Origin of the sequence: Marinomonas atlantica (assembly GCF_001639725.1) — a bacterium.
In the GTDB taxonomy this organism is placed as follows: domain Bacteria; phylum Pseudomonadota; class Gammaproteobacteria; order Pseudomonadales; family Marinomonadaceae; genus Marinomonas; species Marinomonas atlantica.
This window is the reverse complement of record NZ_LTAW01000004.1, coordinates 403,172-428,415: the sequence shown is the minus strand read 5'-3', so window position 1 is coordinate 428,415 and position 25,244 is coordinate 403,172. Positions and strand designations below refer to the sequence as shown.

Here is a 25,244-nt window from a genome sequence, read left to right as displayed (position 1 = left end):
TATTATAGGGAAGGAATATAAATCGTCAACTGAAAGACATAAAAAAGCCCAGCAATGCTGGGCTAAAATAATATATGACGTCTCGCAACCAAGAAACATAGAAAACAATCGCCTTCTTAACTTGATTGCTGAACAGTACAAATATCACAAAAGGAACGATATGAATTTTAGTCTGCACCCTATTTATTTGCAACCAAAATAGAGCACAAAAAATCATCTTGCACTATACGTGTGCACTTACCACAATAGTTACACAATGGCGACTTATCGTATTTGCCGTTAAGATATAAAAAATTAGAGACAAGGGATATCGGCATGCAAGTTAAAGCTGTAAAAAACATTGCCACGCAATCATTTCAACTACTTCGTTTAGTTTGGATTAGAGCATTACGCCACCAAGTCTCCCTTAGGGCAGCCCACTTAACAGTAGCATCTCTTTTAGCTGCCGTGCCTATTATTACCATTGTATTTGGTATCTTACGCTTAACACCAGCAATGGTAGCGATGCAAGACTCTTTGGTTCTTTATATAGAATCACACCTTGCGCCAGGAAGTAGCAGCATTGTCATACCTTACCTCCTTACATTTTCAGAACAAACTAAGAATCTTCCAGCAGCAGGCATTGCAACACTAATTCTAACGGCGCTTTTACTGCTAAACAGTTTCGAGCATTCTGTACAAGCCATCTGGCAAATCAAAAAAAATCGCAACATTCGCGAGCGACTGCTTACTTACTGGGCCATTCTTACTTTAGGCCCTATCATGTTAACCGTAGTAATGAGTTTATATGGCACCCTACTTTCTTATCAGATTACTGGCACTTACATGCCTGTACTTTTAGAAGGGATTTTTGAATTAAGCAGCTATCTTGTGTACTTTTTGTTGCTTTTTACCATTAATTTTTTAACTCCAAACTCTGAAGTAAGAATCAAACCAACTGCGATTGCTGCACTAACAGGAAGCATTTCAATTGGTATTCTAAATTCTATCTTTGCTAATTTCGCACAGTTTTTTGCCAGCTACCAAGTCGTCTATGGTGCTTTTGCAGCACTTCCTACTTTCCTTATTTGGCTACAAGCAAGCTGGTTAATTATTTTATTTACTGTCAGCTTAAATGCCACACTGCATAAATTGGATCGCGTTAATGAGCGCAATAAGCTAGAATGATCGGTCAAATTTGTTTACAACGACCCAAACAAACCTATGCATACTATTGACGAATTAAATTCCATTCTTGATGAGGCAGATTGCCTCATCAACGAAACACAACTTAGCGAAGCACTCGATGAAATGGCTCAACAAATTTCGGACGATTTATCCGATAAAATGCCTATTGTTATCTGCGTCATGAATGGCGGCCTACTTCCAACCGCCGCATTGTTGCAACGCTTACAATTTCCACTTGAACTTGATTATATACACGCTAGCCGCTATGGACTTGAGACGACAGGAAGTGATTTAAATTGGACTCGATACCCTCAAGCAGAGTTCAAAGGACGTGACATTTTAATCGTGGACGACATTTTTGACCAAGGCCACACCGTAGAAGCAATTATCCAATGGTTCGAAGCTAACGGCGCCAAAACTGTTTACTCAGCAACAGTGATTAACAAACTGCATGACCGTAAAGTTGAAATGCGTCCAGATTACATCGGCTTAGATGTTGAAGACCGCTTCCTATTCGGCTATGGAATGGATTACCAAGGCTACTTCCGTAACCTTCAAGGCATTTATGCCGTTAAAGGCAAGTAGATTTTACATTTGTCGCTCAGCTTGGGTAAGAAGCAATAAAAAAGGCGCCGTGGGCGCCTTTTTTGATCAAAATAAAATACTTAAAAAACTCGGTTTATACCATTCAAAGCCGCAACACGGTACGCTTCAGCCATCGTTGGATAGTTAAAAGTCGTATTTAAGAAATATTTCAACGTGTTTAATTCACCTGGCTGTTTCATTATCGCTTGACCGATATGCACGATCTCTGACGCTTGGTCGCCAAAGCAATGTATGCCCAGAATTTCCAATGTTTCACGATGAAATAAGATCTTCAGCATCCCAACGGCTTCGCCCGTAATCTGCGCTCGAGCAGTATTTTTAAAGAATGCACGACCCACTTCATAAGGCACCTTCTCAGCCGTCAATTCTGCCTCTGTTTTACCGACGGATGAAATTTCAGGAATTGTATAAATCCCTGTTGGAACCTCAGAAATATAGTGTCCCCCCTCTAAGCCCAACATATTGGCTGCGACAGAGCGACCTTGGTCATAGGCGGCACTAGCGAGACTTGGCCAACCAATTACATCGCCCGCTGCGTAGACGTTCTCTACCGTTGTTTGATAGGTGTCACTGACAGCCAGCTGACCACGAGAGTTTGTCTCAATACCTACATTTTCCAACCCTAAGCTCTCAGTATTACCAGAGCGCCCGTTACAGAACAATAAGGCATCAGCGCGCAGCTTTTTACCTGAAGCCATATTGACGACCACTTCACGCTCTGAAGCGTCAATCGACTCATAGGTTTCATTATGACGAATTAAGATGCCGCCATCACGTAGGTGATAACTTAGCGCATCCGTGATTTCGTCATCTAGGAAGCTAAGCAATTTTTTACCGGGGTTGATTAACTCAACTCGAACACCCAAACCACAGAAAATAGACGCATATTCACAACCGATTACCCCTGCACCATAAATAATTAGTGATCGTGGTGTATGACTTAGCGTTAAAATGCTGTCTGAGCAATAAATACGAGGGTTAGTAAAATCTATATTGGCTGGGCGATATGGGCGAGACCCTGTTGCAATAACGACTTTCTCCGCCACCAATTCTTCAGGGCCTTTTTCATACGTATTCACTTCAATCGTATTGGCATCTTTAAACCGACCTCGACCAAAATACACATCAATTCGGTTACGAGCATAGTACTCAGTACGTCCGAGCACTTGCTTATCAATCACGCGATTAGCGCGGTCCAATACTTTAGGAAAAGAGAACCAACGTGGCTCACCAATATCACGGAACATTGGGTTTGTATTGAATGCAATAATTTCTTTTACTGCATGGCGGAGTGCTTTAGAAGGTATTGTTCCTAAGTGCGTACAGCTACCACCCACTCGCGGACTAGCTTCGATGACTGCAACTCGTTTGCCTGCTTTAGCTGCATTCATCGCAGCTCCCTCTCCAGCAGGACCGGTACCTAGTACCACGACATCATAATGTCTAGTCGTCATAAGAATTCATCACCTCATCTATTTCGTTGCGTCATAAAACTGTTCATCAGAGACTTCAGCAGCACGTGCTTTTTTTGTTTCCTTCTCGCACTTTCCTTTGTCACCACCGCAAATATCACAAGCCACTTCCATGTTCAAGGCACTCATACCGCCACATGAACCAGAAATAGGCTTACGCCCCATCAGAACACCTACTGCCATGGCAACCACCAAAGCAATCATTAATACAAATGCCAATACAATTGTTGTCATATCTACCTCTTAATTAGGGCTAGTTAGTTAAGTAAGGTTTAAATGCATCAGAGTATTGCTCAGCAAACCCTGTATCTTCTTTAACCAACATATAGGCCGCTATGTTATATTCTTGTGCAAATTTCAGGCCCTGAATCGGACCTAACACTGTAATCGCTGTCGCCAAACCATCTGCTCGGGTAGACGTTGAATCGATTACTGTTACAGAAACCAATCGGTGAGTAATCGGCTTACCGGTTGTTGGGTCAATGGTATGAGAATAGCGCACACCATTTTTTTCAAAATAATTTCGATAATCTCCGGAGGTCGCAATAGCAATATCACTGGCTGCAATCACTCGTTGCGCCACATTATGACCACCTGCAGGGCTCTCAACACCAACATGCCATAATTCACCATCTAATTTTCGACCTGATGCAAGGATTTCACCACCTACTTCTACAAGATAGTTGCGAATCCCTGATTCTTTCAAGGTACGAGCGACTTCATCCACGCCATACCCTTTTGCAATCGATGATAAATCTACGTACACATCATTGGCTTTTGTAATCGAATTATTATCGATACTTAAGTACTGGTAACCTACTTTTTGTTGCGCTGCCTCAATTAAATTATCTGAAGGCACTTCATCATTATGTTTACCTGGGCCAAAGCCCCAGATATTTACTAGCGGACCTACAGTAACATCATATTTTCCGCCCGTTTGCTCACTGATTTTGAGCGCTTCACCTAGGACATACGTTAAACCATTAGATGCTTTAATGGTGGTACCAGCAGGCTTCTTATTGAATTCTGACAACTCAGACGTTGGGTCATAAGTCGACATCAACTTGTTAACATGAACCAAAACATTGTCAACATTGGATTTTAACTCTTCACGACTTGGACTGTCGGCGCTTGTTATATATTTAACCGTATAAGTTGTGCCCATTGTCGGGCCAGAGAAACTAATTTGCTCAGGGGAAAATGAAACAGCTTTAAATAGAATTGTAGCTAGAATGATTGCCATTAAAGCTAACAAAAATTTGTTCTTCATAGGTACCAACACATTTACATGAAAAGAAAAGCAAAGACCCACCATATGGTGGGTCTGTGTTTTATTCAGTGCTAGCCACCAAAGTCATCAAGAAGGATGTTATCTTTCTCAACACCTAAGTCTTCTAGCATTTTAATAACTGACGCATTCATCATTGGAGGTCCACACATGTAGAACTCACAATCTTCAGGCGCTGGGTGATCTTTTAGATAGTTTTCATACAACACATTATGAATGAAACCAGTCTTGCCATCCCAGTTGTCTTCTGGCTGAGGATCAGATAACGCTAGATGCCACTCAAAGTTTTCATTCTCAGCTTGAAGCTGATCATACTCTTCCGTGTAGAACGCTTCGCGCAAGCTACGCGCACCGTACCAGAAAGAAATCTTGCGAGTAGAGTTCAAACGCTTAAGCTGATCGAATATATGCGAGCGCATTGGCGCCATACCAGCACCACCACCAACAAAGACCATTTCCGCATCAGTGTCTTTAGCAAAAAATTCACCAAATGGACCGTATACTTTGATCTTATCACCTTCTTTCAAGCTAAACACGTAAGAAGACATTTGACCTGGCGGTAAATCATCTTTACCAGGAGGCGGTGAAGCGATACGAATGTTGAATTTAACAACACCCTTCTCTTCTGGATAGTTCGCCATTGAGTAAGCACGGATGATCGTCTCATCAACCTTAGAAACAAATTTCCATAGATTAAAGTGATCCCAGTCGCCACGGTACTCTTCTTGAATATCGAAATCTTTGTAATTAACCGTGTGCGCAGGTGCTTCAAGCTGAACATAACCACCTGCACGGAAGTCTACGTTTTCACCCTCAGGCAGACGAAGCGTCAATTCTTTGATAAAAGTGGCAACATTCGGATTTGATTCAACCGTACATTCCCAAGCTTTAACACCGAAGACCTCTTCAGGTACTTCAACATCCATATCCTGCTTAACAGAAACCTGACAAGAAAGACGGTAACCTTCTTTCTCTTCACGACGAGTAAAGTGCGACTGTTCAGTAGACAGCATCGAGCCACCACCCGACGTTACTTTACATTTACACTGAGCACAGGTACCGCCACCACCACAGGCTGACGAAAGAAAAATACCACTGTTTGCTAGGGTTTGAAGCAACTTGCCACCAGCTGGTGCTGTCACTTCCTTTTCCCCGTTGATTCGGATTGTCACATCACCACTACTTACTAAGCGTGCACGAGCGAACAAAATGATCGCTACCAACGCTAGAACAATAGCGGTAAACATCACAACACCTAGAATGATTTCTAAGTTCATGCTAGTTAAACCTTATTCTTGGTTGTCCCAACTGTGCAGCAATTAAAGCTGCACACCAGAAAATGACATGAAGCCCAAGCTCATCAAACCCACTGTGATGAACGTGATACCCAAACCGCGTAGACCCGCAGGCACATCAGAGTACTTAAGCTTCTCACGAATACCCGCCAGCGCTGCAATGGCAAGCGCCCAGCCGATACCAGCACCCACACCGTAAACCAAACTTTCACTGAAATTATAGTCACGCTCTACCATGAACAGTGACGCACCCAGAATGGCACAGTTTACCGTGATCAAAGGCAAGAATACGCCCAATGCGTTGTACAACGCAGGCATATACTTATCCAAGGTCATTTCCAAAATCTGTACAATCGCTGCAATAACACCGATGTAACTCAACAAACCTAAGAAGCTCAGGTCAACATTTGGCAGACCAGCCCAATCCAGCGCCCCTTCTTTCAAAAGGTCTTGGTATAACAAATTGTTCACTGGAACAGTAACCGCCAAAACGATAACCACCGCAATACCAAGACCAATGGCAGTTTCTACTTTCTTAGATAGCGCCAAAAATGTACACATACCTAGGAAGAAAGCTAACGCCATGTTTTCAACGAAAACTGCTTTAATAAAAAGACTAATTAAGTGTTCCATTTATAATGCCTCCTGAGAACGAGAGTTCTTAGCAATGGTAAACTCTGGCTCTTCAACCTGCTCTGTCTTGTACGCACGTAACGCCCAAATAACCAGGCCGATAACAAAGAAAGCGCTCGGTGGTAGAAGCATCAAGCCGTTAGGTTGATACCAACCGCCATTTTGAACCGTTTCAAATATTGGCACACCAAGTAACTTACCCGCACCTAAAAGCTCACGGAAGAAAGCGACAATAATTAGCATTGCACTGTAACCAAGACCATTACCGATACCATCAAGGAAACTCATGGCAGGGCCATTCTTCATAGCGTAGGCTTCGGCACGCCCCATAACGATACAGTTAGTAATAATCAAACCAACGAATACAGACAATTGCTTACTGATTTCATAGGCGAACGCTTTAAGCACTTGGTCTACCACAATTACCAACGACGCAATAATGATCATCTGTACGATGATACGAATACTGTTTGGAATGTGGCTACGGATGACCGCAATGAACAAATTTGAGAAAGCGGTCACTACCGTTAACGCGACACACATTACCAAACTTACGCTCATACTACTTGTTACCGCAAGAGCAGAACAGATACCAAGAATCTGAAGAGCAATTGGGTTGTTAGATAGAATGGGGCCAAATAAGACTTTTTTCACTTCAGACATGCTTACACTCCTTCACTACGAAGTTCGGCAAGGAAAGGACCAAAACCCTCGCTACCCAACCAGTATTGAACTAGGTTAGTCACACCGCGACTGGTTAAAGTCGCACCAGAAAGACCATCTACTTTATGAGATGCATTAGGATCATTAGAATCTACAGAGCCTTTAGCCAAGCGAATAACAGCTTCACCTTCCTCGTTGTAGACCTCTTTACCTTCCCAAAGTGCTTTCCAGTTAGGGTTATCGACCTCACCACCCAGTCCCGGTGTTTCAGCTTGCTGGTAAAAACCAAAACCTACGACTGTAGAAAGATCCGACTCAAGTGCCATAAAGCCATACATTGTTGACCACAGGCCGTAGCCATGAACTGGTAAGATGATACGTGCTTTCGCATTTTCATCCTTTACAACATATACCGCTGCAAATTTAGCGCGACGTTTAATGCTTGCAGGGTCACTCTCTCCCTTCAACGAGGTAGACAACTCTGGATCTTTAGCCGCGGCCTGCTGATTGTAGGAGTCAACATTAACACCTGCATCTTGAAGTTCAGCATCCGTTGCAAAACGGCCAGCTTCCATGTTCACAAGTCGTTTTTCAACGGTTGCGAACACTTCCTCAACGCTTTCGCTAGGCTGAAGCATTTGCGCAGCCGCTAAAATGTTACGTTTACGGTCGAGGTCACGGTTCTCTTGCTGAATTGGCTTAAGACCAACGGCAGCACCCGCAACAAAGATCGAACACACCAAACACAGCGCCACAGCAACAATGATGGTTTTTGAAATGCTATCGTTACTGCTAGCCATTACGAGCAATCCTCCGTTTGATATTTGCTTGCACTACGAAGTGGTCAATAAACGGAGCAAACAGGTTAGCAAATAGAATCGCCAACATCATACCTTCAGGGTATGCAGGGTTTACTACACGAATCATGATAACCATTACACCGATTAGCGCACCGTAGAACCATTTACCACGGTTAGTCATAGACGCTGAAACAGGATCAGTAGCCATGTACATCATACCGAAAGCAAAGCCACCCATTACAAGGTGCCAGTACCAAGGTGTCGCAAACATCGCATTGGTATCAGAGCCAATGGCATTAAATAGCAAGGAAGTTGCCACCATACCAAGCATCACACCTGCAACAATTCGCCATGCAGCAATCTTCATAACCAACAGCGCACCACCCCCTATCAAAATTGCTAGAGTAGAGGTTTCACCCATAGAACCTTGAATGAAGCCGAAGAACGCATCAGACCAAGACACAGACAATGCTTCAACGCCACTTGCTGCCACTTGACTAAGAGCCGTCGCACCAGAGTAACCATCCACCGCTGTCCATACCGCATCACCAGACATAGACGCAGGGTAAGCAAAGAATAAGAAAGCACGACCTGCTAAGGCAGGGTTTAGGAAGTTTTTACCCGTTCCACCAAATACTTCTTTACCCAGTACCACACCAAAAGTAATACCTAAAGCAACCTGCCATAGCGGGATAGTTGCAGGAAGTGTCAAAGCAAACAGAATAGACGTAACAAAGAAGCCTTCATTCACTTCATGTTTACGAACCGAAGCGAACAATACTTCCCAGAAACCACCCACCACAAACGTAGTTAGATAAACGGGCAAGAAATACATCGCACCATAAATCATGTTATCCCATACACTGTTTACGTTATACGCTGTCAGTGCACCGATAACCCCTTGACGCCAAGTGTCAGCCGGCGCTGCACCCATAACATCTAACGCAGAGTTTGCTTGGAATCCGATATTGTACATACCGAAAAACATTGCAGGGAATGTACACATCCAAACAAGAATCATGACACGTTTCATATCTACCGCGTCACGAACGTGAGAACCGCCTTTTGCAACACTGCTAGGACGATAGAAAATAGTATCAACCGCTTCGTAAAGTGCATACCATTTCTCATATTTGCCGCCTGAGTGAAACTCAGGCTCCATTTTATCTAGAATAGTTCTAAGACCCATGGATTAACCCTCTTTCTCAATCGTTGTGAGACAGTCACGTAGAATTGGGCCGTATTCAAACTTACCTGAACAAGCATACGTCATTAACGCCAAGTCTTCTTCATCAAGTTCTAATGCACCCAGTTTCTGTGCCTGCTCAGTGTCGCCAACAACCAAAGCGCGCAATAATTGAGTTGGAAGAATATCCAACGGCATCAAACGCTCAAAATGACCTAGTGGCAGCATGGTACGATCACTACCGTTAGTCGATGTTGTCATGTCAAATGTCGACTTACCTGTTAGTTTTGAAATAAATACATTCAATACAGAATGTTTTTCAAATCCAGCACGTAAATAATGAACCATTTGACGTTCACGACCTTCAGCTAGAACAACCACTTGTGCATGATAACGACCAAGGTACGCATAAGGGCCAATCGCTTTACGACCAGACAACACTGAACCTGAGATGATACGGTTCTCGCCATCAGGCAGTTCACCTGAAAGCAACTGATTTAGATCAGCACCTACCACTGTTCGAACCAAGCGCGGCTTAGAGATCTGTGGTCCAGCCACAGAAATAACACGAGAAACATCCAGCTGCCCATTAATAAACAGTTCGCCAATAGCAACCACATCTTGGTAATTAATAGACCAAACTGTTTTCTTGTCACTTACTGGATCAAGGAAATGGATGTGCGTACCGGCAAGGCCTGCTGGGTGCTTACCAGAAAACTCTTCAACCACAACATCTGAAGTGGTTGGAATATTGCTATCTGGAGCCTTACAAAGAAACACTTTACCCTCAGTCAAGCGCGTCAACACTGTTAAACCATCAGCAAATGCTTCTGCTTTGTCAGCCAACACAGCAGCAGGATCTGCCGCAAGAGGATTCGTATCGATTGCCGTAACGAAGATTGAGCTAGGAACTGAATCTACTTCAGGAACTTTAGAGAAAGGACGAGTGCGCAGTGCAGTCCAAAGACCTGACTCAACCAAATTCTCTACTACTGTACTGCGCTCTAGAGATTTAAGCTCTGAACCGGAGTACTTCGTAAATTCAACGGCATCATTACCTTCAACTGTAATAACAACCGATTGCAACACGCGGCGTTCACCGCGATTAATCGCTGCGATAGTGCCTGAGGCTGGGGCGGTGAACTTTACTCCTTCCGTTTTTTTATCTGTAAAGATAACCTGCCCTTTTTTGACCTTATCACCCTCTTTGACCAGCATGGTAGGTTTCATACCAACATAATCAGGTCCGATGATCGCAACCGATTTTGCGGCAGGAGCATCCTCAATCGACTGATTGGGGGCACCGCTGATCGGTAGATCTAGGCCTTTAGTAATTTTATACATATGTTCTGCCCAACAAAAATTGAACACCAAAGCGTACCTACGCTACTGAGTCAAATCCCCTCCGGGAAAGCATTTTGACTCTCACCACCAAATTAAGGTCGTTTTATAACGTAATATCACTTCACCGAAAAAACCTGCGTATTATAGAGATCATTGCCAGCGTTGACTACTAGCGTACGCTTCCTTTACCCACAATGAGTGCGCAAAAATAGAGAAATACCAATTATAAGTACTGTTTATTTTACTCCACTACAAATCTGAGTTTTGTATTTTTCTTTCATTTAATGAAAGCTTAGTGCTTTACTTACTTTTCCCCAGTTGTTTGAACTTACATGGTTGCGGCTTACGATTTAACACGACAAAATAGATTCAAAGTGAAACACACTCTGAAGGAAAACATGCCATGTCACTTGCTGCAGTACTGATTCACATTAGGCTTATACGTCTTTGTACGTACATTGGTTTAAATGGGAATAGAAGAATAAGCTGCAAGGCACGGAATTAACGCACTCAATGAATACTCGCCAAGAGCTCCTAAGCTTCACGCATTACGCTTTGCTGATTCTGTTTCGCTTAGCTAAACATAAAATTTAAATTAGCCAACAAAATGACCATAAAACACACATTACAATTTACTGCCGGCTTTAAAAATTTTCTTGAAACTCATAATATTAGCCACAAGGCAAAGCGTATCATTGAGATCGCCCATCAGTACCAAAAGCCGTTACTGTATATTGCGGCCAGTGCAACTGAGTTAAATGAGATTGAGGACAACATCCGTTTTTTTGCCGAGCAAAGCTTACCTGTCTTACGCTTTTCAGATTGGGAGACTCTGCCATACGACAGTTTCTCGCCCCATCAGGACATTATTTCTGACCGTTTAAATACTTTAGCCCAAATTCGAGATTTGTCTGCAGGCATCATCTTAACCACTACTTCGTCGGCCCTGACACGAATTTGCCCAGAAGAACACATCGATGCGCAGCGCTTTGAATTAAAGCTCGATCAAAAAATAGCCCAAAAACAATTAATTGATCGTTTAAGTAATGGCGGCTATTTAAATGTTGAAACGGTTACGACCCACGGAGAATTTGCCGTTCGTGGCGCCATAATGGACGTTTACCCGATGGGTGTCGCCAATCCTGTCCGTATTGAATGGTTTGACGACGAAGTTGAGTCGATTAGATGGTTTGATGTAGAGACGCAGCGTACTATCGAGAAAGTGTCGGAGATCAAAATTCTTCCAGCCCGTGAAATTGCCACAACCCAAAATGGTATAACTGGGTTTCGTAAACGCTTTCGTGAACGCTTCGACATCGACCCGCTCAGCAGTCCTATCTATCAAGATGTCACTGAAGGCATTATTCCAGGCGGTATCGAATACTACTTACCACTGTTCTTTGAAAAAACCGGATCACTATTCGACTACCTTCACGAACACACTCTGGTAGTTCGTAATGAGCAACTCAATGAATATGTCGGCGCTACCCTACTAGACTATAAAACGCGACACGAATCACTTGCTTACGATGTTCAAAAACCCATATTGAAACCAAGTGAACTTTGTCTTTTAGAAGATGAATTCTTTGCACAACTCAGCCATTTTGCCGGTCTCGTATTTCGCACAAACCAAGCACCTGAAGCGGCTCTACCAGATCTATCCGCAGACAACCAAGGCCAAGCAACATTTGCAAGACTGACAGCATTCTTGGCCAAGCAAAACCGACCCACGTTAATCGTTGCTGAATCTGCTGGTCGCCGTGAAGCCCTATTGGACTTGTTGCAAGACGCTAAAATTAAGCCCTCTGTGTGTGAAACTTGGCAAAGCTTCTGCGAGAAAACAAGTGGACTATTTATTACCGAAGGATTGCTGTCACAAGGTTTTGTTTTAGAGGACCACTCCGCTCTTATAGCGGAAAGTAATTTGTTAGGCGAACGCGTCACGCAGTCACGACGACGCAAAGCGTCTAACATCGACGAAGATGCTATTATTCGCAACTTAACAGAATTGCGAATGGGCGCGCCAGTTGTTCACATTGATCACGGTGTTGGCCGCTATTTAGGGCTCACTAATTTATCCATTGATGGACAAGAAACCGAACTGCTAACGCTTGGCTACGCCAACGACGCAAAACTGTATGTGCCAGTATCATCTTTGCAATTGATTTCACGCTACACAGGGGCCGACGAAGAACACGCGCCGCTGCACAAATTGGGCACTGACAAATGGAGTGTTGCCAAACAAAAAGCGGCAGAAAGAGCGCGTGACACCGCTGCTGAACTGTTAGAGATTTACGCTAAACGTGAATCCAAAAAAGGTCACGCGTTTGCCAAACCTGATGATGCTTATAAACAGTTTTCATCTGGTTTTCCGTTTGAAGAAACACCAGACCAACAATCAGCCATCGATGCGGTCATTCAGGACATGTCGGCTGCTAAAGCCATGGACCGCCTCGTATGTGGTGACGTAGGTTTTGGTAAAACCGAAGTAGCGATGCGAGCAGCTTTCCTTGCTGTTCAAGACGGCAAACAAGTTGCTGTGCTGGTACCAACTACCCTATTAGCACAACAACACTACGATAACTTCTGCGACCGCTTTGCAGATTGGCCCGTTCAGGTAGAACTGCTGTCTCGCTTCCGTTCCGGCAAACAGACTACCGCCGCTATCGATCGTATCCAACAAGGTACCGCTGACATTATTGTAGGTACCCATAAACTGATTCAAAGCGACATCAACTTCGCCAACCTTGGATTGGTCATCATTGATGAAGAGCACCGCTTTGGTGTGAAGCAAAAAGATCAGTTTAAAGCCTTACGTGCAGAAGTGGATATTCTGACACTGACGGCCACGCCGATACCGCGAACTCTGAACATGTCACTAAATGGTATTCGCGATTTATCAATTATCGCAACACCTCCAGCTAAACGTCTCTCAATAAAGACCTTCGTCAAGCAAAAAGATAGTCACCAAATTAGAGAAGCCGTATTACGTGAGCTGTATCGCGGTGGACAGATTTACTATTTACACAACGAAGTCCAATCCATTGAGAAAGCCGCCGAAGATTTAAAAGAACTTGTTCCAGAAGCGCGCGTCATCGTTGGTCACGGCCAGATGCGAGAACGTGAACTGGAGCAGGTTATGTCGGACTTCTATCATAAGCGCGCCAATGTACTAGTCTGTTCTACGATCATCGAAACAGGGATCGATGTACCGAACGCTAACACCATCATCATTGAGCGTGCCGATAAGTTTGGCCTCGCCCAGTTGCACCAATTACGTGGCCGTGTCGGTCGTTCACATCATCAGGCCTACGCTTATTTGCTTACCCCAAATGACCGAAAAGTCACCGGCGATGCAGAAAAACGCCTAGAAGCCATCACGATGGCCGACACGTTAGGCGCAGGCTTCACACTAGCCACTCATGATTTAGAAATTCGCGGAACCGGTGAACTATTAGGTGACGGACAAAGCGGTCATATTGAACACGTCGGTTTTTCATTATTTATGGAAATGCTCGATCGCGCGGTTACTTCGCTTAAGAACGGTGAATCACCTGACGTTGATATCTCAACGCCTGCACAGACCGACATTAATCTACGTATTGCCGCGTTGATTCCTGAAGACTATTTAGGTGACGTTCATACCCGCTTAATGCTGTACAAGCGTATTGCCAGTGCAAAAAATGATGATCAACTCAAAGAACTGCAAGTCGAAATGATTGACCGCTTCGGACTATTACCGGATCCTACCAAGAACTTATTCCGACAAACTGCTCTAAAATTCAAAGCGGAACAGCTTGGTATACAAAAAATCGAAGCCAACCAGCACGAAGGCAAGATCCACTTTAAGAGCAACACACCTGTGGACCCTATGAAATTAATTTCGTTAATTCAAACAAAGCCCGACCGATTCAAACTATCCGGCTCGGATACGTTACGATTTATTGCTAACATGCCGAACGCAGACGAGCGTTTCACTCATACCCTTAAAACATTGGAGCTGTTACATTGAAAGCACTCTCTTTCTTAGTCTTTGGTGTTTTATCAAGCGCCATCAGCCAAGCCAATGCTGTCGACCTAAACAGCATTGACTTGGAAAAAGCACGCGCCTACCAAGCTTATGTTATGACGTTTGCTTGGCCTGACAGCATGAGTTCAGAGACCGTCGAGTATCAAGATGTTTATTCACCAGATGGCTTAATGAAAAACCCTAGACGAAGTGCGTCAAGTATTGCACCGCGATCGTTGCCCTCGCCATTTGAAAATTTTCAAAGCACGATTTCAGCGCGCACTGAATTGTTAACCTCCAATAGCTGGACATTAATATTTGCCGATAGCGGTGCATCCATTTCAAAGCAGTTTTTCAGTGATGCGCAGCAAAATGGATACCCTGAATTCACAGGGAAGGTCACCTTCACTTTAGGTCGCTACCTTGAAAGTAATTTACATTATCAGTCTTATCTATTTGGCAACCCTGTCGCGGCAATACCAGAAGAAGTACACGCAAACGCTCATGCTTCTGGCACCCAACTACAACCGAGCCAAAGCTTTTGGGACGGCCCATCGCAAGTCTTGCCTCTTCACTTCAAAAACAAAACGGCCAGTAAAAAGCTCAACTATATCGATCACCCCATCGTTGGCACCCTCATTTACTTCGAGCCGCTCGATCTGGAACAAGCAATTGATTTAGTCTCGGAGCGCTAGATATAAAAAGACCCCCAGTAATTGGAATATCCAACTATTGGGGGTCAGTTCATTGAGCGGGATTTTTTATATCTCTTTAAAAGACTTAAAAGCCTCGATGGTTTAAGGCTTTAGACAACCATCCTGTGGCTTTTTGTTCTACCGCAGACAAAACACCCAACCCTAGTCTCTCTGTAAACGCTTTAGGTTCACGATATGTCACTTGCACCACATCGTGATCTGAATAGTATTGCTCTAAATAGGCATCACTGGTCATCACAGCATCAGCAAGTTTATTGTCAATGGCTTCAGAGCCATACCATGTTTCACCCGTTGCAATGGCATCGATATCCAATACAGGGCGATTTTTAGACACGAAATGCTTAAATAAATCATGTGTATCTTCTAAGTCTTGCTTAAACTTCTCGCGACCTTCATCGGTATTCTCACCCAACATTGTTAACGTACGCTTGTACTTACCCGCTGTGTGCAGCTCTACATCAATTGTATTACGCTCAAGCAAGCGATGAATATTTGGCACTTGCGCCACGACACCAATCGAGCCCAAAATCGCAAACGGCGCGGCAACAATCTTATCGGCCACACAAGCCATCATGTAACCGCCACTGGCCGCCACTTTATCAACGCTGACAGTTAACGGAATCCTCTTATCACGAATTCTCTGCAACTGTGAAGCGGCTAATCCATAGCCATGCACCACACCACCTGGGCTTTCAAGACGAACAACCACTTCATCTTTCTCGGTTGCCACACTTAAAATGGCGGTAATCTCTTCGCGCAGAGACTGCACCGCACTGGCCTTTATGTCTCCGTCAAAATCTAAAACGTAAATACGTTTCTGCTCTTCACTTTGTTTCACAGCAGACTTAGCTTCTGCTTTCTTTTGCTTTTTAAGGGCTTTTTGCTGCTGCTTTAATATCTTTTTATCAAACAGTTTTTTACTCAGCTCATCTTTCATGGTTTGGTAACCATCATTGAGCTTAGTAACTGTTAGGTTGCCATTCTTACGCTGTTTGTTTTTGCCGCTCGCAACAACCGACAAAATCAGCAGAATGATCAACGCTATACTTAATAGGCGAATTAGAAAGCCTGCGTAATCTGCTAAAAACTCCAAATTAAAACTCCTAAACTACTGTGTATTAATAACTTTCCGGCCAATGATAATAGAGCCCGCTACGCATTTCACAATACTTAATTTTGAGTTCGTTGACTTTATATGTCGCGCTTTAAACAGTATTTGCTTAGTATTTGCACTCAAAACTACGGCTTTGGCCATAATTAAGGAGCGCACAGTTAATGAAAGCATCACTATCTCAAGCTTTCGGCAATAACTTTTTAGGGTCATCTCCCCTCTGGTATAAGCAAACCATCATCGCTTTTCTTATCTTAAACCCTATTGTTTTGGTTTCTATGGGGCCATTTGTCGCGGGCTGGTTATTAATTGTTGAATTCATTTTCACTTTAGCGATGGCGCTAAAATGCTACCCTCTTCAACCAGGAGGGTTACTGGCCATTGAAGCTGTTTTACTTGGTTTAACCACTAGTGAAGGTGTTTATCATGAGGTGGAAGGCAACATTGAAGTCATTCTGCTGCTTATGTTTATGGTTGCCGGCATTTATTTCATGAAAGATATGTTGCTGTTTATTTTTAATAAGCTGCTAATAAAAATCCGTTCCAAAGTAGTGATCTCTCTTGTTTTCAGCTTTGCAGCAGCCTTGCTGTCAGCTTTTTTGGATGCCTTGACCGTGACCGCTGTTTTAATCAGTGTCAGTGTCGGCTTTTACTCGGTTTACCACAAGGTTGCATCAGACCAATCGAACAATAAATCCCATGACCTAAGTGGTGATGAGTTGGTGCTACCAGTCAACCAGGAAGACTTAGCAAAATTTAGAGCCTTTTTACGTAGCTTGCTAATGCATGGTGCGGTGGGTACGGCATTAGGCGGCGTCTGTACGCTAGTAGGTGAACCCCAAAACCTTCTGATTGCTCACGTTGCTGGCTGGGATTTCATTGAATTCTTTATTCGCATAGCACCTGTTTCCATGCCTGTACTTGTGGCTGGACTACTCACTGTCGTTATTTTGGAAAAAACTAAGTGGTTCGACTATGGCGCCAAACTTCCTGAAAACGTGCGCAATATCCTGAAAAACTTCGCTGACGAAGAAGCGGATAAGAGTACAGCAAAACATAAAGCCCAGCTGGTTGTTCAAGGTCTTGTAGCCATCATTCTGGTTTTCTCTCTAGCTTTTCATGTTGCCGAAGTTGGTTTAGTTGGACTGATGGTGATTGTGCTACTAACGTCCATGAATGGCATCACCGAAGAACATCGCATTGGCCATGCGTTTGAAGAGGCGCTTCCGTTCACGGCATTATTAGTCGTATTTTTCAGTGTTGTATCGGTGATCCATAGCCAACATTTATTTCAGCCATTTATCGACTTTGTGCTGAGTTTCCCGACCGATAAACAGCCAATAATGTTCTTCATTGCAAACGGCCTTTTATCTGCTATTAGTGATAACGTTTTTGTCGCCACCGTCTACATTAGCGAAATTAAAAGCGCTCTGGATGAAGGGCTCATTACACGAGCTCATTTCGACCTATTAGCCATCGCCGTAAACACAGGCACCAACCTGCCAAGTGTAGCGACACCTAACGGTCAGGCAGCTTTCTTATTCTTGTTGACGTCTGCCATTGCCCCACTATTACGTCTTTCTTATGGCAAAATGGTTTGGATGGCACTTCCATACACCGTTGTTTTGTCAGTAGTCGGTGGCATTTGTGTGAGTTACCTCGCCATATAAATTCATAGCAAATAAAAAGGCCCAGTAGAATGTCTCTACTGGGCCTTTTTATTAGTGATAAATCACTGTTATTCACTTTGCTCCAAAGCAGGGTTTTCAAGCTTGCGCCATAACGACAAACCAGATTTCTTATCAATCAAGTCAAGCCTTTCGTTATGCGATTCAAGCTCCGATTCACTGGCTTTAATCACCTTCAGCTTCGGGCGATCAGAAGATAAGCGACGAACAGCCAGTCGAGCCTCTTCACCTTCATCACCATCCCCCCCAAAACCGCCAATGGTGATTTGACCACCGGTCATTAGCAAATAGACGTCGGCTAAAATTTCCGAATCGAGCAAGGCACCGTGCAGCTCTCGATGAGAGTTGTCGATACCATAACGCTTACATAAAGCGTCTAGATTGTTTTTTTGTCCAGGATGCTTGCGTCGTGCATAAACCAGACTGTCGAAGACCTTGCAGACATCAGCAATTTTAGGGAAGCCACCCAGCTTTGAGAACTCATTATCTATGTGCCCAACATCAAATGGCGCGTTATGGATAATTAACTCAGAGCCCTTGATAAAGTCAAAAAACTCTTGTGCTACCGCTGCAAATTTAGGCTTATCCAGCAAGAATTCATTACTGATTCCGTGAACATTAAAGGCCTCTTCTTCTACTTCACGCTCGGGATTGATATAGACATGAAAGTGGCGCTTAGTCAGCTTGCGCCCTACCATTTCAACGCAACCAATCTCGATAATTCGATGACCTTGCTTAGGGTCGATACCTGTTGTCTCGGTATCTAGTACCACTTGTCTCACGATTTAGCCCTCAATTCATCAATGCCCTGGTTGGCCAATTCATCTGCAATTTCATTACCTTCAATGCCAGCATGCCCTTTTACCCAGTGCCATTTTACTTGATGCTTTTGGCACATCTCGTCCAGCTGTTTCCATAGATCTTGGTTTTTCACTGGCTGCTTTGATGCTGTTTTCCAGCCTTTACGCTTCCAGCCAGCCAACCATTCTGTGATACCTTTCTGAACATAAGAGGAATCTGTGTATAAATCTACCTGACATGGTTCTCTTAATGCTTTTAAACCTTCAATTGCGCCCAGTAGCTCCATACGATTATTGGTAGTATCGTGTTCTCCACCACACAATCGCTTTTCATGGGCACCGAATGTTAACCATGCACCCCATCCACCAATGCCGGGATTGCCTTTACATGCACCGTCGGTGTAGAGCGTTACTTCTTTCATTAAATTACTTAATCTCTTTGATGGTCGGTTTAGTCAATGGCGGAACACGAACTTTGGTCGTTTTCCAACGCGGTTTAAGGGGAATGTAGCGACGAGTTTGCTTAGTGGCGGTCATAATGTAGACACTTCCCATTGGCAATTTCAGCGCTTTCAACGAATTTCCTAACCATCCCATACGTTGACGCCACTGACTGGATTTAAGCGGCATATCGTAATCAATAAACTCAACTTTTTCGAGGGTTAATCCAGCTACCTTCAACCAATCGTCTAAACGACGATGGGAGATAAAACTGGCGGCCCATGGCGCACGCACACGCTTAGAGAATGCTCGACGAATCCCCCAGAAGCTAATTGGATTGAACCCTATGATAATCAATTTACCGCTTGGCAATAATGTACGCGCTACTTCGTGCAAATCACGGTGAGGGTTTTTGGATAAATCCAACGTATGGTGCAACACAATGGCATCGATGCCGTCAGACTCCAACGGCAATTCGCTCATATTTGCCACCACAGTGGACTGACTTGCGCCAAGTTCAAGCACTGGTGACAAACAAATATTTTCCCGAATACGATGGTTGTTAAACGTGAGCTGCTTTAATGGAGATTGCTGCACCAGATAGTAACCCACCATGTTATCTAGCTCACGTTCAACGAAATCATGCTCTTCGTTAAGAAGCCGCTGTCCTAACTCAGTGTCATACCAATCTTGGAATAATTGTCTTGATTGGTTATCCAACATACAATGCTCTCTTTCATTATGGGGCTGCAAAACCAAAATGAACCGTAGCCCATTCATTAATATTTAAACATACACGTTGGCCATATGACATTTTTTCCGTTACCCGCATTTAATGACAACTATATCTGGATCACTAAAGACGCTACGCAAAAGACCATATGGGCCGTTGATCCCGGCGATGCTCAAGTTGTGCTCGACTACTGCAAAGCAGAACAACTAACGCTGGCAGGAATCCTGATCACCCACCACCACAAAGATCATACCGGTGGTGTGGAAGCACTTAAGAAAGCATTCAACTGCCCTACTTATGGCCCTGAATCGTTATCGCCTACTCTTGTTACACATCCATTAAGACAAGGTGAAAGTGTCACCGTTCATCACCAAGAGTTTCTTGTATTAGAAACCCCAGGCCATACACTAGATCATATTTGCTATTTTGCTGAACCAGAGCAACAAGCGCCACAGTTGCTATGTGGTGATACGCTATTCAGAGGTGGCTGTGGTCGCTTATTTGAAGGCAGTCCTGCGCAAATGCTGAACGCAATGACTCGTTTACGCGAACTGCCACATACCACTCAAGTTTACGGTACACATGAATACACTCTTGCTAACTACCGTTTTGCACTGGCCATTGATCCAAACAACACAGCATTACTTAATGCGAACCATGAGGCAAAAACCTTACGGGCAGAACAAACCCCGACACTGCCCTCCACCATTGCCATGGAAGCGCAAACAAACCCATTTATGCGCTTCGATTGGCAAGAAGTGGTCACAGGAGCAGCGCATCTACTTAACGAAGAGCCTGCACAAGATTTAATCAATGGTTTTGCACAGATACGACGCGCCAAAGACGGCTTTTAGTTGATCTATAAAAGCCAATCATTAGAATGCAGACAAATTTATATAAAATGTGAGCAGAATGACTAAAAACATACTCATCGCCATTATGGCGGGCAGTATCCTAACGGGCTGTCAATCATTGACCCATACACCTGCGGACATTGCCGAAGTTGACGCTGAGAATATGGCTATTGGGGCTCCAGAAGCCGAAGCTAACGAGATCGAATTTATCGATACGGTTAAACCTGTTCGCTCAGATGATGCAAAAATTGCCAAAGTCATCGACAAACAAGTAGATATCGATACCAATCTTCCGCCAGAAGACCTTTGGGATCGCATCCGTTCCGGCTACCAACTTGACTTAGATGTGGATCAGCCTCGCTTAAAATCACAACTACGCTGGTTCAGTACCCACAAATCCTACTTAGATAGAGTATCTAAGCGCGGCGAACGCTACATGTTTTACATCGTTGAGCAGCTTGAAGAAGCGGGTATCCCGCTTGAGATTGCATTATTGCCTATTGTAGAAAGCGGTTTCGATCCGTTCGGTTACAGCCATGGCCGTGCTTCTGGACCGTGGCAATTCATCCCTTCTACCGGCCATATCTACGGTCTTGAACAAACTTGGTGGTTAGATGGCCGACGTGACATCCAACTGTCTACTCAAGCGGCGGTAGCGTACCTAACTCGCCTACACAAAATGTTTGATGGCGATTGGTTACACGCGCTAGCATCATATAATTCTGGTGAGGGCACCGTTATGCGTGCCATTCGACGGAATAAGAAAGCAGGAAAACCAACAGACTTTTGGAACCTAGACTTACCGGCAGAGACACGTGCTTATGTACCAAAGTTGATGGCATTAGCTAAGATTATGAAAGATCCTGAGGCCTACGACTATAAGACATACTTCATTGCCAATGAGCCTTACTTTGATGAAGTTAACATTGGCGGCCAAATCGATCTTGCTCAAGCAGCCGACATGGCTGACGTCAGTATCGACGAGATTTATTTGTTGAACCCAGCTTTTAACCAGTGGGCTACATCACCTGATGGTCCGCATAAACTGTTGGTACCTATTGATTCCGCAGATGTCTTTCGAACGAAACTGGCAAAATTACCACCAAAAGAGCGTGTTACTTGGATTCGATACACCGTTCAAGCGGGGGACAATTTAGGTGGCGTGGCGCGTAATCACAATACGACTGTGGACGTTCTAAAGGACATTAATAAAATCGACACCTCTTTGATACGTGTTGGACAGCAGCTTATGATTCCTGTGGCAGGTAAAAGTGCCGCTAGCTACACATTAAGCTCACATCAGCGCTTACTTTCCAAACAGTCTCGAGCGCCAAGCTCAAACCGCATCAAGGTTAATTATACCGTTGAAAGTGGTGATAGCCTTTGGAGTATCGCGAAAAAATACAATACCACTTCAAAAACGCTGGCACGTTGGAACAGCATGGGGCTAGGCGATGCGCTTATTCCAGGCAAAAAACTTGCTGTTTGGATGAAACCTGAAGCAGGTAAAACTAGTCAGCGTAGCACTCGCTCGGTCGTAAAACGTGTGACATATACCATTCGCTCAGGCGACTCACTTGCCGTTGTTGCGAATAAATTCAAAGTGAGCGTCAGTAATATTCGTAAATGGAACCCTAAAGTAGGCAGTCAAAAATACGTACAGCCTGGCGATAAAGTAACTTTGCTGGTAAATGTAGTCGGCGGCTAAAATTTTTACCATGGACACAAAAAGAGGCCCATCATAATGGGCCTCTTTTTTAATACCTACAATTACCTAAAGATCACTCGTAACGACACAAGTAAGCCGTAATTTCGGTTACTTTAACGCCGAATTTTTGGTTAGCCTCAACAATGAAAGTTTCACCTTTAGCAAACGTCTTCCATTCTGCAGCACCTGGTAGAAGAACTGTTAATGAACCAGAAACAACGCTCATATACTCACGCTGAGATGTACCAAACTCGTACTCACCAATGCTCATTACACCAACGGTGGACGTACCTTCTGCGTTTTCTAACGCAATCGATTTCACCGCATCATCAAAATAGCTATTTACTTGTAGAGACATAAAACACTCACTGTGATCAAACATGGCTAGCGTACTAACCCATTTTAAAATGGCTGACTACATCAGCCTGAATTCATTTCTTCAATAATCCATTCTTTGAAAGCTACCATTGCAGGACTTAATGCACGGTTTTTTTCAAATACTAAATAGAAGGAGCGTGTTGTCTCCAACTGCTTATCAAAAAGCACCTGTAATTGCCCAGATTCTAGCTCAGGCATAACCAAGCTGATGTCGGCTAAAGCGATACCCAGTCCTTGGGCGGCCGCACCTGCCGTCAATGAGCCACTTGAAAACATCAAACCGCGACGAAATACTTTTGGGTCTAAACCATTTTGCTGCAACCAATCATTCCACTCATCGCCACGTTTACTCACGTGCAATAATGGGTAGAAACGCATGTCTTCAGGGACTTTGATTGGCTGACTTGGCTTAATCAACTTAGGCGAACAGACCGGTGCCAATCGTATCGGCCTTAAATAATGGGCTTCTATGCCATCCCATTCGCCATTACCAAAATAAACTGCCATATCAATTTCACCTAGTGAGAAATCAATAAACCCCATGGAAGAACGAATTTCAATTTCAATGTCTGGGTAACGATTTTGAAATCGCTCCATACGCGGCATTAACCAACGGGTGAGAAAAGCAGGTGCAACAGCAAGCTTCAGTGAGCCTGCGTGTTGGGCACTTTTTAGATCCGAGGTTGCTTGATCAAGCTGCTGAAAGATTTTCTTAATTGGCTTAATGTAGCTTTCGCCTGCTTCGGTCAATACCACTTTACGCTTGGTACGACGAAACAACTCAATGCCTAGAAAGCTCTCTAGACCTTTGATTTGATGACTGATCGCTGAAGGCGTGACATTAAGTTCTTTCGCCGCCTTATTGAAACTTCCATGACGAGCTGCAGACTCAAAACATTTTAGCGAATTTAAAGGCGGTAATCTGTTAATAGCTGACACTCCGAATTTTATAAGGCCCACATAAATATGACAGGACTAAAACAAGCGCTTACATACCATCAAACATCTTGATCCGTTTGTTTTTTAGGTAAACGGAACGGCTCAAAACCTTGCTGATCGTTCTCATGAAACACTGCTTTCTTACGAGACGCCGGCTTCTTCTGAGTTTTCGGTGCTTTTTTCTTAGTAAAAGCTTTAGGTTTCGCATCTTTCTGGGGTGCACGTTTTTGCGTGATCCCAGTGAACGTCGGCTCCAACCCATCTATCGTCGATGTCGGCAGCGTTCGTTTCAAGTATTCTTCTACTTCTTTAAAATTAAACCAGTCTTTTGGCCCCACTAGAGAAATCGCGTCTCCCTTAAAACCTGCGCGCCCTGTACGTCCTGTACGATGAACAAACTCTTCAGCAGGCTTTGGTATGTCAAAGTTAAACACATGAGAAACACTAGCAATATCCAAGCCACGGGACGCTAGATCAGTACTGACTAAGACATTAAATTTTCCTCGGGAGAAATCGTCCATCACTTTAGAGCGACCACTTTGACTCATATCACCGTTTAAACTGCCCGTTGTCAAACCCCACGTGCTCAAAAGCTCTGCTAAACGTACGGTATCTTGCTTGGTTGCAGTAAACACAATGGCTTGCTTTACAGTCAGCGTATCAAAAAAGTGATGCAATAATGCCTGTTTATGGTCCAGATGATCACACAAGTAAACATGTTGCTTAATGTCTAAATGCTCATCTTGTCCATGACCTACCGCCACACGCACAGGCTCGCGCAGTAGCTCTTGAGCCATTTCATTTACTTCAGTGTCTTCCAGAGTAGCTGAGAAAAACAAAGTCTGACGACGGCGATGATTAGCAGCGTTATTAATGGCGCGAAGATCTGACGCGAAACCAAGGTCTAGCATGCGATCAGCCTCATCTAAAATAAGCATTTCCAAACCCTCTAGAAACACATTGCGCTGCTTTAAATGATCGGCCATACGACCCGGCGTAGCGACCACAAAATGAGGATCTTTTTGAAAGTTTTTGTGCTGGTCGTTAAAGTTTTCACCACCTAACACCAAGATTGAACTATAACGAGTTCCTGCAATTAAAGTACGCAAGGTAGCAAACACCTGTTTTGCTAATTCACGCGTTGGTACAAGAATCAAAACTCGCGGATCACGATTGACCAATGCTCGACGTGTATATAATCTCTGAATTGCGGGTAACAAATAAGCCAAAGTTTTACCTGAGCCAGTCTTCGATGATGCCAACAAGTCTTTACCCGTCATCGCCTCTGGAATTGCACGCGCTTGGATTTCAGTTGCGTGCTCATAGCCAAAGTGACTAAAAGAGTTTATTAATCGGCTATCTAAATCGAACTCAGAAAATAACAATCGCTTCACCTTATATAAGTAATTTTTT

23 protein-coding genes are annotated in these 25,244 nt (G+C 43.9%); 7 read left to right on the top strand and 16 right to left on the bottom strand.

Annotation, left to right across the window (positions count from 1 at the left end; genetic code table 11):
* The first annotated feature begins 315 nt into the window (after positions 1 to 315).
* Positions 316 to 1,167: a YihY family inner membrane protein gene (locus AYW75_RS09570; RefSeq protein ID WP_067098723.1), complete on the top strand. Its 852-nt coding sequence runs from the start codon at positions 316 to 318 to the stop codon at positions 1,165 to 1,167.
* Between the two features lie 36 nt (positions 1,168 to 1,203).
* Positions 1,204 to 1,752: a hypoxanthine-guanine phosphoribosyltransferase gene (locus AYW75_RS09565; RefSeq protein ID WP_067098720.1), complete on the top strand. Its 549-nt coding sequence runs from the start codon at positions 1,204 to 1,206 to the stop codon at positions 1,750 to 1,752.
* Positions 1,753 to 1,832: 80 nt separating this feature from the next.
* Here the strand turns inward: AYW75_RS09565 and sthA are convergent, their stop codons facing one another.
* The 9 genes from sthA to AYW75_RS09520 all read right to left on the bottom strand — a co-directional run bounded on the left by sthA (position 1,833) and on the right by AYW75_RS09520 (position 10,454).
* Positions 1,833 to 3,227 carry a Si-specific NAD(P)(+) transhydrogenase gene (gene sthA / locus AYW75_RS09560; RefSeq protein WP_067098717.1) on the bottom strand — a complete coding sequence of 465 codons (1,395 nt, stop codon included), beginning with the start codon at positions 3,225 to 3,227 and terminating at the stop codon, positions 1,833 to 1,835.
* Positions 3,228 to 3,245: 18 nt separating this feature from the next.
* Positions 3,246 to 3,479: a (Na+)-NQR maturation NqrM gene (gene nqrM / locus AYW75_RS09555; protein WP_067098715.1), complete on the bottom strand. Its 234-nt coding sequence runs from the start codon at positions 3,477 to 3,479 to the stop codon at positions 3,246 to 3,248.
* Positions 3,480 to 3,498: 19 nt separating this feature from the next.
* Complete coding sequence (locus AYW75_RS09550) at positions 3,499 to 4,515, bottom strand: FAD:protein FMN transferase (RefSeq protein WP_067098909.1); 1,017 nt, start codon at positions 4,513 to 4,515, stop codon at positions 3,499 to 3,501.
* Positions 4,516 to 4,586: 71 nt separating this feature from the next.
* Positions 4,587 to 5,810, bottom strand: coding sequence for an NADH:ubiquinone reductase (Na(+)-transporting) subunit F (gene nqrF / locus AYW75_RS09545; RefSeq protein WP_067098713.1), 1,224 nt, complete (start codon positions 5,808 to 5,810; stop codon positions 4,587 to 4,589).
* A 42-nt stretch (positions 5,811 to 5,852) separates the two neighbouring features.
* On the bottom strand, positions 5,853 to 6,461 hold the full coding sequence (gene nqrE / locus AYW75_RS09540; RefSeq protein WP_067038739.1) for an NADH:ubiquinone reductase (Na(+)-transporting) subunit E: 609 nt from the start codon (positions 6,459 to 6,461) through the stop codon (positions 5,853 to 5,855).
* The gene (locus AYW75_RS09535) at positions 6,462 to 7,124 is read right to left on the bottom strand and encodes an NADH:ubiquinone reductase (Na(+)-transporting) subunit D (protein ID WP_067038741.1); all 663 of its coding nucleotides are present in this window, start codon (positions 7,122 to 7,124) and stop codon (positions 6,462 to 6,464) included.
* 2 nt (positions 7,125 to 7,126) lie between these two features.
* On the bottom strand, positions 7,127 to 7,924 hold the full coding sequence (locus AYW75_RS09530; RefSeq protein ID WP_067098710.1) for a Na(+)-translocating NADH-quinone reductase subunit C: 798 nt from the start codon (positions 7,922 to 7,924) through the stop codon (positions 7,127 to 7,129).
* Entirely contained in the window at positions 7,917 to 9,113 is a 1,197-nt protein-coding gene (locus tag AYW75_RS09525) for an NADH:ubiquinone reductase (Na(+)-transporting) subunit B (RefSeq protein WP_067098708.1), read from the bottom strand. Before AYW75_RS09525 ends, AYW75_RS09530 begins: the two co-directional genes overlap by 8 nt.
* Before the next feature lie 3 nt (positions 9,114 to 9,116).
* Positions 9,117 to 10,454, bottom strand: coding sequence for a Na(+)-translocating NADH-quinone reductase subunit A (locus tag AYW75_RS09520; protein WP_067098906.1), 1,338 nt, complete (start codon positions 10,452 to 10,454; stop codon positions 9,117 to 9,119).
* A gap of 607 nt (positions 10,455 to 11,061) precedes the next feature.
* Here AYW75_RS09520 and mfd point away from each other — a divergent pair.
* Together mfd and AYW75_RS09510 are read left to right on the top strand one after the other, a co-directional pair.
* Positions 11,062 to 14,466, top strand: coding sequence for a transcription-repair coupling factor (gene mfd, locus AYW75_RS09515; protein ID WP_067098706.1), 3,405 nt, complete (start codon positions 11,062 to 11,064; stop codon positions 14,464 to 14,466).
* Positions 14,463 to 15,158, top strand: coding sequence for a hypothetical protein (locus AYW75_RS09510; protein WP_067098703.1), 696 nt, complete (start codon positions 14,463 to 14,465; stop codon positions 15,156 to 15,158). Before mfd ends, AYW75_RS09510 begins: the two co-directional genes overlap by 4 nt.
* 85 nt (positions 15,159 to 15,243) lie before the next feature.
* On the opposite strand, the gene sohB is transcribed toward AYW75_RS09510, so the two are convergent.
* Positions 15,244 to 16,272, bottom strand: a complete 1,029-nt coding sequence (gene sohB / locus AYW75_RS09505; protein ID WP_067098700.1) for a protease SohB — start codon at positions 16,270 to 16,272, stop codon at positions 15,244 to 15,246.
* A gap of 182 nt (positions 16,273 to 16,454) precedes the next feature.
* Between sohB and nhaB the strand changes: the two genes are divergently transcribed.
* Positions 16,455 to 17,960: a sodium/proton antiporter NhaB gene (gene nhaB, locus AYW75_RS09500; RefSeq protein WP_067098697.1), complete on the top strand. Its 1,506-nt coding sequence runs from the start codon at positions 16,455 to 16,457 to the stop codon at positions 17,958 to 17,960.
* A gap of 68 nt (positions 17,961 to 18,028) precedes the next feature.
* Here nhaB and dnaQ read toward each other — a convergent pair whose 3' ends face one another.
* From dnaQ to AYW75_RS09485, 3 genes are read right to left on the bottom strand one after another with little or no spacing between them, the layout of a single operon-like run.
* A complete protein-coding gene (gene dnaQ / locus AYW75_RS09495) occupies positions 18,029 to 18,760 on the bottom strand; it encodes a DNA polymerase III subunit epsilon (protein WP_067098695.1) in 732 nt (243 codons plus the stop codon).
* Positions 18,757 to 19,200: a ribonuclease HI gene (rnhA, locus tag AYW75_RS09490; RefSeq protein ID WP_067098692.1), complete on the bottom strand. Its 444-nt coding sequence runs from the start codon at positions 19,198 to 19,200 to the stop codon at positions 18,757 to 18,759. The genes dnaQ and rnhA overlap by 4 nt, the downstream gene beginning before the upstream one ends.
* A 4-nt stretch (positions 19,201 to 19,204) precedes the next feature.
* Positions 19,205 to 19,942 carry a class I SAM-dependent methyltransferase gene (locus tag AYW75_RS09485; protein WP_067098689.1) on the bottom strand — a complete coding sequence of 246 codons (738 nt, stop codon included), beginning with the start codon at positions 19,940 to 19,942 and terminating at the stop codon, positions 19,205 to 19,207.
* Between the two features lie 84 nt (positions 19,943 to 20,026).
* Between AYW75_RS09485 and gloB the strand changes: the two genes are divergently transcribed.
* Entirely contained in the window at positions 20,027 to 20,806 is a 780-nt protein-coding gene (gene gloB / locus AYW75_RS09480) for a hydroxyacylglutathione hydrolase (protein ID WP_067098686.1), read from the top strand.
* A 58-nt stretch (positions 20,807 to 20,864) separates the two neighbouring features.
* Positions 20,865 to 22,514 (top strand): lytic transglycosylase, encoded by a 1,650-nt coding sequence (locus tag AYW75_RS09475; RefSeq protein ID WP_067098683.1) that lies wholly within the window; start codon positions 20,865 to 20,867, stop codon positions 22,512 to 22,514.
* Positions 22,515 to 22,587: 73 nt separating this feature from the next.
* Here the strand turns inward: AYW75_RS09475 and ppnP are convergent, their stop codons facing one another.
* The 3 genes from ppnP to AYW75_RS09460 all read right to left on the bottom strand — a co-directional run bounded on the left by ppnP (position 22,588) and on the right by AYW75_RS09460 (position 25,225).
* On the bottom strand, positions 22,588 to 22,872 hold the full coding sequence (gene ppnP, locus AYW75_RS09470; RefSeq protein WP_067098903.1) for a pyrimidine/purine nucleoside phosphorylase: 285 nt from the start codon (positions 22,870 to 22,872) through the stop codon (positions 22,588 to 22,590).
* Between the two features lie 62 nt (positions 22,873 to 22,934).
* Positions 22,935 to 23,831: a transcriptional regulator GcvA gene (gcvA, locus tag AYW75_RS09465; RefSeq protein ID WP_331709520.1), complete on the bottom strand. Its 897-nt coding sequence runs from the start codon at positions 23,829 to 23,831 to the stop codon at positions 22,935 to 22,937.
* Between the two features lie 59 nt (positions 23,832 to 23,890).
* Positions 23,891 to 25,225, bottom strand: coding sequence for a DEAD/DEAH box helicase (locus tag AYW75_RS09460; protein WP_331709519.1), 1,335 nt, complete (start codon positions 25,223 to 25,225; stop codon positions 23,891 to 23,893).
* Positions 25,226 to 25,244 lie beyond the last annotated feature (19 nt).

Coding starts and splice junctions, on each gene's coding strand:
- AYW75_RS09570 (WP_067098723.1), top strand. CDS start 316: ATGCAAGTTAAAGCTGTAAAAAACATTGCCACGCAATCATTTCAACTA.
- AYW75_RS09565 (WP_067098720.1), top strand. CDS start 1,204: ATGCATACTATTGACGAATTAAATTCCATTCTTGATGAGGCAGATTGC.
- sthA (WP_067098717.1), bottom strand. CDS start 3,227: ATGACGACTAGACATTATGATGTCGTGGTACTAGGTACCGGTCCTGCT.
- nqrM (WP_067098715.1), bottom strand. CDS start 3,479: ATGACAACAATTGTATTGGCATTTGTATTAATGATTGCTTTGGTGGTT.
- AYW75_RS09550 (WP_067098909.1), bottom strand. CDS start 4,515: ATGAAGAACAAATTTTTGTTAGCTTTAATGGCAATCATTCTAGCTACA.
- nqrF (WP_067098713.1), bottom strand. CDS start 5,810: ATGAACTTAGAAATCATTCTAGGTGTTGTGATGTTTACCGCTATTGTT.
- nqrE (WP_067038739.1), bottom strand. CDS start 6,461: ATGGAACACTTAATTAGTCTTTTTATTAAAGCAGTTTTCGTTGAAAAC.
- AYW75_RS09535 (WP_067038741.1), bottom strand. CDS start 7,124: ATGTCTGAAGTGAAAAAAGTCTTATTTGGCCCCATTCTATCTAACAAC.
- AYW75_RS09530 (WP_067098710.1), bottom strand. CDS start 7,924: ATGGCTAGCAGTAACGATAGCATTTCAAAAACCATCATTGTTGCTGTG.
- AYW75_RS09525 (WP_067098708.1), bottom strand. CDS start 9,113: ATGGGTCTTAGAACTATTCTAGATAAAATGGAGCCTGAGTTTCACTCA.
- AYW75_RS09520 (WP_067098906.1), bottom strand. CDS start 10,454: ATGTATAAAATTACTAAAGGCCTAGATCTACCGATCAGCGGTGCCCCC.
- mfd (WP_067098706.1), top strand. CDS start 11,062: ATGACCATAAAACACACATTACAATTTACTGCCGGCTTTAAAAATTTT.
- nhaB (WP_067098697.1), top strand. CDS start 16,455: ATGAAAGCATCACTATCTCAAGCTTTCGGCAATAACTTTTTAGGGTCA.
- rnhA (WP_067098692.1), bottom strand. CDS start 19,200: ATGAAAGAAGTAACGCTCTACACCGACGGTGCATGTAAAGGCAATCCC.
- AYW75_RS09485 (WP_067098689.1), bottom strand. CDS start 19,942: ATGTTGGATAACCAATCAAGACAATTATTCCAAGATTGGTATGACACT.
- gloB (WP_067098686.1), top strand. CDS start 20,027: ATGACATTTTTTCCGTTACCCGCATTTAATGACAACTATATCTGGATC.
- AYW75_RS09475 (WP_067098683.1), top strand. CDS start 20,865: ATGACTAAAAACATACTCATCGCCATTATGGCGGGCAGTATCCTAACG.
- ppnP (WP_067098903.1), bottom strand. CDS start 22,872: ATGTCTCTACAAGTAAATAGCTATTTTGATGATGCGGTGAAATCGATT.